The following is a 12,268-nucleotide window of genomic DNA, read 5'->3' on the forward strand; positions in this document are numbered from 1 at the left end:
GTCAATTTCATTATTTATGTAGGGTGCACCACGTGCACCGTTCACTGTATTACGCAAATAGTGATATGCACAAAACACCCGGTGCACATGGTGCACCCTACTTCAACTTGGTGCGCTCAACGCACCCTGCTACGGTAAATCTGGTGTGCATGGAGGGACTTGAACCCCCACATTTTTCAATACCGGCTTTTGAAGCTAGCGTGTCTGCCAATTCCACCACATGCACATTTATCTCATTCACTTCAACCTGCTTTGGGGTGACCACTCGGAATCGAACCGAGATAAGCGGATTCACAGTCCACGACTTTCACCGTTAAGTTATGGCCACCCCAAAGCAGGCTGAAGCTTTTATTTCCGTTTCACTGTCTACCTGTAAAACGTGCATGCGACACATGCGACGACATGACAGGTACACCAAACTGGCAGGGGATCAAGGAATCGAACCTTGGAATGTCTGGTTCAAAACCAGATGCCGTCACCACTTGGCTAATCCCCTGTTGTGTTAATTAAGCTGGTCGGAGTGCGAGGATTCGAACCTCGGACCTTCTGCTCCCAAAGCAGTTGCGCTACCAGGCTGCGCCACACTCCGTATCAAAACTTACGCAAAACCGCCCCAACTGCATTGCTGGGACTTGTCGTACTATGTCGAGTACTAAAAATCATGCTGTATAAAAACCAAAAAGCCCGGTGCGTTGATCGCATCCGGGCTTGTCGCAACAGTTATCAGGCACACTAACTGATGCCGGATACCTGTGGGGTTTCCCCCCGGATGTTGAATTGCATACCTGCGCCCAGATGCTGCAAGGGCAATGCTGGATGCGAGCTGGGCTGCGCTAACTGCAAAGGCAGATTGGCGAGCGAGGCATGGGACGAGAGCGGGAACAGATTGAGAACCGCATCGCCAGCCTGTGCCAGCCCCTGCGCATGAGTGCGCAAGTTCTGATTCAGTTGTTGGAGTCGCGTAGTTTTCACAATCTGTCCTTTTATATGCTGGTTTATTTAGTGGGTGCTGCAGTATTCGATGGAGCTATCTTGCCACATGTTTTTAAATAAAACAAGCATGGCATGAAGAATTTATTCAAATAACTGCTATATTTTTGCAACAGGCACTCATTTTTACCAACAGACACAAAATGCCAACGCTGTACTCATGTCGTTACGGCTGATGCGAAATAAACAAACCGTGACCACCAGATTGTTATTAAACCTGCGGGTCGTTACATCCACAAAACCACTCACCACAGAGGCACAGAGACACAGAGGTGTCACTGAGAAAAACACGTCAAATTTCTCGGTATCCGGCATTGATTTCAGCGAGGCTGTGTCCAGAGTTATTTTATTCTTCAACGAATTAGTAACTCAGGACACTATTAAAACAATCACCTGCTACTTGCCAATTTGGTTTAGTCCTTCAACATCAGCTTCTTGATCATCCCCACAGGCGCACTGCCATAGCTAAGGAACTGCTCATGGAATTGCTTGAGTTTGAATTTGTCGCCCTGCTGTTTTTTGAGCTGTTCACGGAACTCCAGTATCTCGCTGTAACCGCTGAAATAACTGGTCAGTTGCACTGAGGTGTACTGCACGCGCAGCCATTTTCCGTCGGCTTCTGCCTTGGTCTGGAAAGCCTGGTTCATCAGGAAATCTTTGGCTTCTGCCTCTGTCATGCCCAGCACATGTACCTGATAATCGAGAATGGTATTGCAAACGGCACGCAGATTCCATTTGTAATACATGAGCCACATTTCAGGCGTATTGCCGCCATAGCCCGATTCCAGCATCATGCGTTCGCTGTAGACAGCCCAGCCTTCGACCATGGCACCGTTGCCGAACAGGGTCTTGATCACCGATGGTGACTGATTCGCATGTTGCAACTGGGTGTAATGGCCAGGAATGGCTTCATGGATATTCAGTATCTGCAAGACCCAGTGATTGTATTCACGCAAGGTGCTTTCTATCTGTTCCGGGCTTTGGCCATCAAAAGGCGTGACATTGTAATAGGTCTTGTCATTGGGCCTGAAGATGCCGGGGGCTTCTATTGATGCAAGGCTGACACCGCGCTGGTAGACCGGCGTTTCACGCACGATCAAAGGCTTTTTGGCGTTCAGGCTGACCAGATCATGTTCACGTATCCATTTTTCCAATTGCGGCAACTGGCTGCGGATTTCGGTGAACAGGTCTTGGGCGGCAACATGCTTTTCAGACAGTTTGTCGATGACCATGGCAATCTTGCGGACGCGGTCAGCTGGCCTGGCTTGCGTACCCATGGTTTTATCCCATAGCTGATCCGCCAGTTTTTCCATGTTCAGATGCGCTTCATCCCTGAACTTCAGTGCTCGCTGGTAAGTCTGCTCTGCCGTAAGCGAAGACTGGATATCGGCAACAAATTTGCCTTCGTATAAATCCTTGCCTATGCGGAAAGAGCGTGCGGTGGCCGGGCCCAGCGTTTTTTCCAATGCTTCCAGAAACTGCACATAATCATTGACGGCAGCACGGGCATTTTTCAAACCTTCATCCAGGGCAGCTTTGTCTTTGACTGTCAGTTTCTCCTGTGCGGCTGTTTTTTCCAGTTCAGCCAGCACAGCGATGGCACCGGCGCTTTGCTTGATTGCCAGGCGTGTATGTTCCGGCGTGGGGTTCTTGATGCTGACTTTGGCAGCCGCGTAATACGTAGGCACGGCTTGCAGGCGCTGCATTGCTACCAGCACGCGTTTGGCTTTAGGTGCAAAGTCGGTATTGAGGATGGCATCAAAACTGCCAGCGATATTGTGCTGGGTCGGGTTCCATTCAAATTCGCGGAATTGCGTCAGGTACCAGCGTGTGCCGTTAAGGTAATTACGTATCAGCGCCAGATCAGTCTGTTCTTTGGCAGACAGGCTTTCTGCATCAATCTTGCCGATTTGCGCCAGCCAGTGATCGGCAAAAGCCACATAGGCGTCGCGGGTAGACTGATTGGGCAATACCAGTTTATTCGCATCCTGGTAGCGACCTGCCGCCATTGCCATATCCGGATCCTGTTGCCACAAGGCGCTCAGGAAAGCCGTCTTGATCCGGGCAAATCCCTGATCCGCTTTTTTGGTAACAGTTGTCGGCACAGCCGTGGCAACCGTAGCAGACGCGCTGGCAGGCGCAGCCAATACCAGTGAAGACAGCAAAGTGGCAATCAGAACAGGACGAAATGGCATGGGCATAGTAAATATCTCGCAGGCTTAATATATTAAGAAATACGAGGTTAACACAAGATAGCAGCCATCAGCTGTATTTTTTATTGCCCTCAGATAAATAGGACTTACGCAAAACCGCCCCAGTTGCGTTGCAGCTCCTTGCCGTACTAAAGTACTGTCTTCGTCGCTGCGCCTTGCTGGGACGATTTTGCGTAAGTCCTAATAAAGAAAGTACGCTTGCAACAAACTGGCATAAGGTGACATGCCCATATTGAACTCTCATTCAAGGGCCTTTCTTTGTTACACTCCAGCCTTGGCCACGCTCAGTCATGGCAAACCCGCAGCATCACAAAAAGAAAAACATGAACACCCCCACACCCATCCTGCAATTGCACTGGACAGAAAACGACGAAGCACGCTCATGCCGCTGGCATTCAGAAAGCGGCGCGCCGGCCCCCAGACGCGTGCAGATTGCCGATGACCGCATCAATGTAGAAACCGCCTACAAGCTGGCATGCGAAGGCACGGCCCTGCTGTGGCGTGGCGATTATCACAATGCCAAAAAGCTATTGCAGGCACTGGCACGCCGCATCGATAAAAAACCGGCCAAAGCCAGCAAGAAAGCAAAGGCACCAGAATCAGCCAAAGAAGCATTCAACCTGCATCGCCAGGCGCAATCGCAACGTGCCCGCGTACTGGCGATGGTGTTGATTCCCTTTGAAGCCGACTACCGCATCACCCTGCGCCGTGCGCCAGACGTGACCCAAGCCTGCCAGGAAGTATATGGTGAACCGACGACCGCTTTTGTCGCATCCCTGCGAGAATTGCTGGGCCTGATAGGCGCGCATGAATGGCGCAAGAATGGTGTGGAGATTGCTGCACTGGGCGCTAAAATCCACCCATACTACGGTGTCTTTTCGCCAGTACGTGGTGAATACATAGACTTGCTGGCCAAGGCTCCGTTGCCATCGACCAACCTGGCTTTTGATATTGGTGTGGGTACCGGTGTACTGTCGGCCTTGCTGGCAAAACGCGGCATCAAAAAAATAGTGGCGACCGACCAGGACCAGCGTGCCCTCGCCTGCGCCCGTGAAAACGTGGACAGGCTGGGCTTGTCCGGCCAGATAGAATTGATACATGCAGACCTGTTCCCGCCTGGCCGTGCACCATTGGTGGTCTGTAACCCGCCATGGCTGCCGGCACGCCCCAATTCGCCGATAGAATATGCCGTGTATGACCCTGACAGCCGCATGTTGCGCGGCTTTCTTGCAGGCGTGGCAGAACATCTGGAACCACAGGGCGAAGCCTGGCTGATCATGTCCGACTTTGCCGAACACCTGGGTCTGCGCAACGCCACAGATTTGCCGGGCTGGATAGAAGCTGGCGGTCTGACCGTTGTCGGCAAGATGGATATCAAGCCGCGCCATCCAAAATCTACGGATGAAAACGATCCCTTGCATGCTGCTCGCGTCAAAGAAGTTACTTCGTTGTGGCGTTTAAAATTAAAATAGCAGTTGTATTGTGAGCAGTGCCAGTCCCTGGCCTGCTCACTGAATTTATTAATTGTTTAGAAAATTAGCATCATGATCAACAAACCCGCCCGCATCCTGACCTTCAAGTGCAAAAACTGCAGCAAATCCGTCCAGGTCTTCCTGCAAAAAGTCTCTGCCTGCTCGCACATTCAACCCTACCAGGGCATTTGTAACTGCGGTGAAATCATGAAACACGCGACCGGCAACAAGGAAGCTGTTCAGTCCTATCTCAGCTCCAATGATGTCTTGTGGTCGCATCATCATTAATTTGATGTGAAAATGACCGTCCAATATCTGTGCATCAATCCGAACGCTGATCTGCCAGAACTGACACCGTCACCGCCGTTTAAAGTGATAGTGCTTGCCGATCATGCGGTAACACCAGAATGGCAGGATAAGGTCAGCAATCACCTCGTCGATGCAGGTTGTTTGTATATGATGGCCTGGGGCGTTGATTGCAGCAGTTGGGATGATGCATTCGATATGGTGCCTGTCATGAAATTTATTGACCAAGGCATTCCTGAAGACAAATTCTTGATGACGACCTGGCACGACGATGAAACCATAGAAGAAGTCTTTCATTTTTGCAAATTTTCAGCCCAACATCCCACAATTGAATTAGATCATGTCTTGATTTTTCATATTTCACAACAAGATGCATCTGGCGACTTGCTTGGTAGATATGAGATGGCTGGCTAACACGCCTGCCTGCTCTTATCACATAACAATATGAGCCAATACCGGGTGATTTAATTGCATTATATTCATTAAATTGCCTTTTCTGATTAATAGCCTGCTGAAACGATTTATAATCTAAGGCTTTGCAGCAGTTTTCTGGAAACAATGAAGGTATTTCGCGGACTTCCAAATGCAGCCTCCCGTGCACCCTGTGCGCTGGCGATAGGCAATTTTGATGGCGTGCATCTGGGTCATCAGACTTTGCTTGCCCGTTTGCGGGATGCCGCCACACGTCTGGGCATAGAAGCTGCCGTAATGACATTTGAACCACATCCGCGTGCATTTTTTGCCCAGATGATGGGTGACATCTCGAAAGCACCTACCCGTATCGCCAATTTGCGCGACAACATGGCGTCGTTGCAGGCAGCAGGCGTAGATAGAGTCATCGTTGAACATTTCAATGCCCACTTCGCCGCATTGTCGCCGCAAGATTTCATAGAAAAAGTATTGGTCGATGGCCTGCATGTCAAATGGGTCATGGTTGGTGAAGATTTTCGCTTTGGTGCCAAACGCGCTGGCGATATCGCCACGCTGACTGAAGCCGGGCAGCGCTTTGGCTTTACGGTTGAAACACTGCCTTCGGTACAAAACAAGGGCGTGCGCATTTCTTCATCGGCGGTACGCCTGGCATTGGTCAATGGTGATTTTGACGAGGCTGAAGCCTTGCTGGGCCATCCTTACCGTATCTCTGGTCATGTGGTGCATGGCCAAAAGCTGGGGCGCACCATTGGTTTCCCTACGCTGAACCTGCGCATTGCCCATCATCGCCCTGCCCTGCATGGCATCTTTATCGTGCAGGTTCACGGTTTGGCCGAGCAACCATTGCCTGCCGTTGCCAGCCTGGGTGTGCGCCCCACTGTTGATGACAGTGGCCGCGTGCTGCTGGAAACCCATGTATTTGATTACAGTGGTGATGCGTATGGCAAAGTCGTGCAGATAGAATTTTTGAAAAAGCTGCGGGACGAAGAAAAATACATAGACTTGCCAACCCTGACTGCGGCCATCAACAAGGATGCAGATCAGGCGCGCGCCTATTTTGCCGACAGCCACCGTCCTGCACGCTCTGCCACTGACCGAATTTGAAGCTCACCTTGTTGTACTTTTACTGTACTTGCTTGTGACTTCATCCCGATTTTAAAAATAGAAAACTCATTATGTCTGAAAACAAAGCGGCAAAAACTGCCAGTAAATACCCGGTCAACATGACCGAAACAGCTTTCCCCATGCGCGGCGATCTGGCCAAGCGCGAACCCAAGTGGGTCAAGGAATGGCAAGACAAGAAAATCTATGAGCGTGTGCGCAAGGCATCTGCCGGTCGCCCGAAATTCATCCTGCATGATGGCCCACCGTATGCCAATGGTGATATTCACCTGGGCCATGCCGTCAACAAGATATTGAAAGACATGATCGTCAAAGCCCGCACCATGGCTGGCTTTGATGCGCCATATGTGCCAGGCTGGGATTGCCATGGCATGCCTATCGAAATCCAGGTAGAAAAACTGTTTGGCAAAAACCTGCCAGTGGCCGAGGTGCATGCCAAGGCACGCGTGTATGCAAATGAACAGATAGAAAAACAAAAGGCCGGCTTTATCCGTCTGGGTGTTTTGGGTGAATGGGATAATCCCTACAAAACCATGGCCTTTGGCAATGAAGCAGATGAATTGCGTGCACTCGGCAAATTGCTGGAAAAAGGTTATGTCTATCGCGGCCTGAAACCGGTCAACTGGTGTTTTGATTGCGGTTCTGCCCTGGCCGAAGCTGAAGTCGAATACGAAAACAAGCGTGATCCATCCATCGATGTCGGTTTCCCGTTTGCGGAACATGACAAGCTGGCTGCCGCCTTCAAGCTCGACAAACTGCCGCTGGACAAAGGGTATTGCGTCATCTGGACCACAACGCCATGGACCATCCCGTCCAACCAAGCGCTGAACATGCACCCGGAAATCACTTACGCACTGGTCAAGACCCAGCGTGAAGGTGAAGACATCCTGCTGATCCTGGCAAAAGATCTGGTCGAAGCCAGCCTGACCAACTACGGTCTGGCAGGTGAAGTTATCGCCACCTGCCTCGGTGCTGACCTTGCTGAAATCAAATTCAAACATCCGCTGTCAGCATTGGATGCGGGCTATGACCGTTTTTCTCCAGTCTACCTGGGTGAATACGTCAGCACAGAAACTGGTACCGGCGTGGTGCACTCTGCCCCGGCTTACGGTATCGAAGATTTCCAGTCATGCAAGGCGCATGGCATGAAAGATGATGACATCATCGCCCCTGTCATGGGTGATGGTAAGTTTGCGTCCAGCCTGCCTTTCTTTGCCGGCATGACGATCTGGGAAGCGTCCAAGCCTATCTGCGACAAATTGCGTGAAGCAGGAACGCTGTTCGCGTTCAAGATGTTTGAGCATAGCTATATGCATTGCTGGCGTCATAAGACACCGATCATCTACCGCGCTACGTCACAGTGGTTTGCCAGCATGGACAATACGCCCAAAGCGGGCGGTGACAGCCTGCGTCAGACCGCATTGAAGGCCATCGATGACACTGCCTTCTTCCCGGCATGGGGCAAAGCACGTTTGCATGGCATGATCGCCAACCGTCCTGACTGGACCTTGTCACGCCAGCGTCAATGGGGTGTGCCTATGGCCTTCTTCCTGCACAAAGAAACTGGCCAATTGCATCCACGCACGCCTGAGCTGCTGGAACAAATCGCCCTGCGCATAGAAAAAGAAGGCATCGAAGCCTGGCAAAAAATCGAAGTCGCTGATTTGCTCGGCGATGAAGCTCCCATGTATGTGAAAAACCGCGACACCCTGGACGTCTGGTTTGATTCTGGCGTGACGCATCAGACCGTCTTGCGCGGTTCACATAAAGCGCAATCAGCCTTCCCGGCAGATCTGTACCTGGAAGGTTCTGACCAGCATCGTGGCTGGTTCCATTCTTCGCTGTTGACAGCATCGATGCTGGATGGCCGTGCGCCTTATAAAGCCTTGCTGACCCATGGGTTCACTGTTGATGGCGATGGCAAGAAGATGTCCAAGTCTTTGGGCAATACACTGGCACCGCAAAAAATATCTGACACGCTGGGTGCTGACATCTTGCGTCTGTGGGTGGCGTCGTCTGATTATTCAGGCGAACTGTCCATCTCTGACGAAATCCTGAAACGCGTGACGGAAGCCTATCGCCGCATCCGTAATACCTTGCGCTTTTTGCTGGCAAATACGTCTGATTTCGATGCGGCCAAAGATGCCGTTGCGATCAATGAATTGTTAGAGATAGATCGTTATGCCATCGCCAATATGGCGGCATTGCAGAAAGATATCTTGACACATTTTGATGCGTTTGAATTCCACCCCGTGGTCAGCAAATTGCAATCATTCTGCTCGGAAGACCTGGGTGGTTTCTATCTCGACATCCTGAAAGACCGTCTGTACACCAGCGGCACGACTTCGCATGCACGTCGCTCTGCACAAACTGCAATCTGGCATATCACGCAATCGCTGTTGCGCCTGATGGCACCGATGCTGTCTTTCACCGCTGAAGAAGCATGGCAGTTCTTTGCCGCTGCCGATGCTTACAAAGACAGTGATGAAACCATCTTCACGCAAACTTATTACAGCCTGCCAGAAATTGCCGATGCGGAAGCCTTGCTGGTCAAGTATGCCGCCTTGCGTGCAGTGCGCACTGATGTGACCAAGCAACTCGAAGAAGTACGTGTGGCGGGTGGCATAGGTTCATCCCTGCAGGCAGAAGTGACGATCAAGGCCAGCGACAGCAAGTTTGATGTATTGAACAGCTTTGCCGACGACTTGAAATTCACCCTGATCACCTCTGCAGCAGGTGTGGAGCAGGTTGCCAGCGAAGCGGAAGAAGCAGTAGTCGTTACCCCATCCAAATATGAAAAATGCGAGCGTTGCTGGCATTATCGTGCGGATGTAGGCAGCCATGCAGAACACCCTGGCCTGTGTGGCCGTTGCGTCAGCAATCTGTTTGGTGCAGGCGAAACACGTCGCTATGCATAAAAACCTGCTTACGATCTTACTGCGCGCGCGTGATCGGGGCTCATGTGCTGCTCAAAATGCTCATGTACCAAAGTACATTCCGCTTTTTGCGCTGCACTTTTGTTACCCTTACTCCCGCTGACGCACGCTCGCTACAGATCGTAAACAGGTTTTCTAAGTAAGCAAATAAGTAAGTAATGTAGGATGGGTCAGCAATCAATCATTAATACGCTGATCCAGCCCGTATTCACCAAGACTTCACAAGAGTTCAATGCCCATGGCGACCAAAAAACGTCCTGCTACCAGCAATAATTATTCAGGCTCAAGCTCTTCCGGTGCTGGCCTCGTGCCATGGCTGGGCCTGGCTGCCATCATCATCTTGCTGGATCAGGTCAGCAAGATCACCATCAGCAAGGCCTTTGCCTATGCCGAGACGCTGAGCATCACCTCATTCTTCAACCTGACCCTGGTCTACAACAAGGGGGCAGCGTTCAGCTTCCTGGCCACCGAAACTGGCTGGCAGCGCTATTTCTTCACCGCCATCGGCTTGATAGCAGCCGCCTATATTACCTATCTGATGAAACGCCATGCCGGGCAAAAGCTGTTTTGCACGGCACTGGCACTGATCATGGGCGGTGCACTTGGCAATGTCATCGACAGGCTGCTGTATGGCCATGTGATCGATTTTCTGGACTTCCATTATCTGGAAATTTATCATTTTCCGGCCTTCAATATCGCCGATAGCGCAATTTGCATAGGTGCGGCATTATTCATACTGGATGAATTGCGCCGCGTGAAAAAATAAGGAGTAGCACCATGAGTCTGCGACTGGCTGGTAAAAAGATGGTTCTGGGCCTGACCGGTGGCGTAGCCTGCTACAAGATCGCAGAACTGACACGGGCGCTGGGTAAAGCCGGTGCCGACGTGCAGGTGGTGATGACAGAATCTGCCACCCATTTCATCACCCCGGTGACAATGCAGGCCCTGTCTGGCAATACCGTTTATACCGATCAGTGGGATGCGCGCATCAGTAACAATATGCCGCATATAGACCTGACACGTGATGCTGATGCCATCGTGATTGCGCCATGCAGCACAGACTTTATCTTCAAACTGGCCCATGGTGCCTGCAATGATTTACTGTCCACCCTGTGCGTTGCCCGCCCTGCTCACCTGCCCTTGCTGATTGCTCCCGCCATGAACGTGGAAATGTGGCAAAACCCCGCCACCCAGCGCAATGTGCAACAGATCAAGGCCGATGGCATACAGCTCATGGGCCCTGCTGCTGGCGACCAGGCCTGCGGTGAAACCGGCATGGGCCGTATGCTGGAACCTGCACAATTGCTGGCTGAAATCATCGCTGCCTTCCAGCCCAAGACCCTGGCTGGCAAACATGTGCTGATCACCGCCGGCCCCACGTTCGAACCTATCGACCCGGTGCGGGGCATCACCAATCTATCGTCCGGCAAAATGGGCTATGCAATCGCCCAGGCGGCCTGGGAGGCCGGTGCCATCGTCACCCTGGTCTCTGGCCCTACCGCACTGGATACCCCGTATGGTGTGCGCCGCATACAGGTACAGACTGCACAGCAAATGCATGATGCAGTGATGGCGCAACTCAACCAGTCAGTGCAACACAGACAAGACATCTTCATCGCCGTTGCTGCCGTCGCCGACTGGCGCATCGCCAATGCCAGCGAGCAGAAGCTGAAAAAAACCAGCGACAGTGATGTGCCACAACTGCAATTTGCCCAAAACCCCGACATTCTGGCAGCCGTCGCCGCCCTGCCCGATGCACCTTACTGCGTAGGCTTTGCCGCCGAATCAGAAAACCTGTTGCAATACGGCGCAGCCAAACGACTCAAGAAAAACATCCCTCTGCTGGTTGGCAATATCGGCCATCACACCTTTGGCAAGGACGACAATGAGCTGGTGCTGTTTGATGAGCAGGGCCATACTGCCCTGCCACGCGCCGACAAGCAAACCCTGGCCCAGAATCTGATAGCTGAAATAGCACTGCGTACCAGCCTGATTTAATTCTTCCATTCATGCCCGAAGGGCGCAGGCCCTTTGGGCATTATTTTTGCTCAATATCATGAAAAACATAGACCTGAAAATCCTCGACAGCCGCATGAAAGACCTGCTGCCCGCCTACGGCACCCCCGGCAGCGCCGGTCTTGACCTGCGCGCCTGTATCGACGCCGCCATCACCATACAGCCAGGCCAGACAGTCCTGATCCCGACAGGCCTGGCCATCCACATCGCCGACCCCGGCTACGCCGCCATGATCTTGCCACGCAGCGGCATGGGCCACAAAAACGGCATCGTACTGGGCAACCTGGTCGGCCTGATCGATTCCGACTACCAGGGCCAGTTGATGGTATCCACCTGGAACCGCAGCCAGTCAGAATTCACAATGCAACCCATGGAAAGACTGGCCCAACTGATCATCGTACCGGTGTTGCAGGTGGGTTTTAATATCGTTGATGAATTTGGTCAGAGTGAGCGTGGTGAGGGTGGGTTTGGGAGTACGGGTAAGCATTGAGGATGGTTGTTGAGTCCGGCCTGTGCCGGACTTTTGTAATGCATGCTTTTTGTTTCGACTTGCAAGCGCCACGGTACGCAAGCCAGGGGGTTTTACCCCTTCTCCTTCAAGGAGAAGGCAGGGATGAGGATGGGGTTCTTCCGATATACGGCAATCATCATATCGTCGCTCCAGCGCAGGCTGGAGCCCAGCGACGTTGCTTGTGTGCCGTACTTTGATTAAAAGATTGCACTTCGTGGACACAGGCCGGGTCTCGGCCCGGCGGCCGAGATACTTTCTTTTGCGTCGCCA

The 12,268-nt window shown here is 52.0% G+C and carries 10 protein-coding genes and 4 tRNA genes; 8 read left to right on the forward strand and 6 right to left on the reverse strand.

The genetic code is table 11. The features are described 5' to 3' along the window. Window positions 1-141 precede the first annotated feature (141 nt). The 6 genes from H8L32_RS19355 to H8L32_RS19380 form a co-directional block, all read right to left on the reverse strand. Window positions 142-226 (reverse strand) — tRNA-Leu (locus tag H8L32_RS19355). A 27-nt stretch (window positions 227-253) separates the two neighbouring features. After that, window positions 254-328 (reverse strand) — tRNA-His (locus H8L32_RS19360). Window positions 329-420: 92 nt separating this feature from the next. Continuing rightward, a tRNA-Gln gene (locus H8L32_RS19365) sits at window positions 421-496 on the reverse strand. Between the two features lie 16 nt (window positions 497-512). Continuing rightward, window positions 513-589, reverse strand: a tRNA-Pro gene (locus tag H8L32_RS19370). A 143-nt stretch (window positions 590-732) separates the two neighbouring features. Continuing rightward, window positions 733-972 (reverse strand): hypothetical protein, encoded by a 240-nt coding sequence (locus H8L32_RS19375; protein ID WP_186948897.1) that lies wholly within the window; start codon window positions 970-972, stop codon window positions 733-735. A 431-nt stretch (window positions 973-1,403) separates the two neighbouring features. Then, window positions 1,404-3,185: a DUF885 domain-containing protein gene (locus H8L32_RS19380; protein ID WP_230412310.1), complete on the reverse strand. Its 1,782-nt coding sequence runs from the start codon at window positions 3,183-3,185 to the stop codon at window positions 1,404-1,406. A 341-nt stretch (window positions 3,186-3,526) separates the two neighbouring features. Between H8L32_RS19380 and H8L32_RS19385 the strand changes: the two genes are divergently transcribed. From H8L32_RS19385 to dut, 8 genes are all read left to right on the forward strand, one after another. Continuing rightward, the gene (locus H8L32_RS19385; protein WP_186948899.1) at window positions 3,527-4,675 is read left to right on the forward strand and encodes a methyltransferase; all 1,149 of its coding nucleotides are present in this window, start codon (window positions 3,527-3,529) and stop codon (window positions 4,673-4,675) included. A gap of 72 nt (window positions 4,676-4,747) precedes the next feature. Continuing rightward, a complete protein-coding gene (locus H8L32_RS27825) occupies window positions 4,748-4,963 on the forward strand; it encodes a hypothetical protein (RefSeq protein ID WP_110257360.1) in 216 nt (71 codons plus the stop codon). Between the two features lie 12 nt (window positions 4,964-4,975). Further along, window positions 4,976-5,395, forward strand: coding sequence for a DUF7684 family protein (locus H8L32_RS19395; protein ID WP_456243412.1), 420 nt, complete (start codon window positions 4,976-4,978; stop codon window positions 5,393-5,395). Between the two features lie 144 nt (window positions 5,396-5,539). Further along, entirely contained in the window at window positions 5,540-6,517 is a 978-nt protein-coding gene (locus H8L32_RS19400) for a bifunctional riboflavin kinase/FAD synthetase (protein WP_186948902.1), read from the forward strand. Between the two features lie 71 nt (window positions 6,518-6,588). Beyond that, entirely contained in the window at window positions 6,589-9,453 is a 2,865-nt protein-coding gene (gene ileS / locus H8L32_RS19405) for an isoleucine--tRNA ligase (RefSeq protein ID WP_186948903.1), read from the forward strand. Between the two features lie 256 nt (window positions 9,454-9,709). Continuing rightward, on the forward strand, window positions 9,710-10,237 hold the full coding sequence (gene lspA / locus H8L32_RS19410) for a signal peptidase II (protein ID WP_186948904.1): 528 nt from the start codon (window positions 9,710-9,712) through the stop codon (window positions 10,235-10,237). A gap of 17 nt (window positions 10,238-10,254) precedes the next feature. Beyond that, complete coding sequence (coaBC, locus tag H8L32_RS19415) at window positions 10,255-11,469, forward strand: bifunctional phosphopantothenoylcysteine decarboxylase/phosphopantothenate--cysteine ligase CoaBC (protein WP_186948928.1); 1,215 nt, start codon at window positions 10,255-10,257, stop codon at window positions 11,467-11,469. A gap of 58 nt (window positions 11,470-11,527) precedes the next feature. Further along, window positions 11,528-11,977, forward strand: a complete 450-nt coding sequence (gene dut, locus H8L32_RS19420; RefSeq protein ID WP_186948905.1) for a dUTP diphosphatase — start codon at window positions 11,528-11,530, stop codon at window positions 11,975-11,977. Window positions 11,978-12,268: the final 291 nt, after the last annotated feature.

Source organism: Undibacterium hunanense, from assembly GCF_014284335.1.
Classification (GTDB): Bacteria; Pseudomonadota; Gammaproteobacteria; order Burkholderiales; family Burkholderiaceae_D; genus Undibacterium; species Undibacterium hunanense.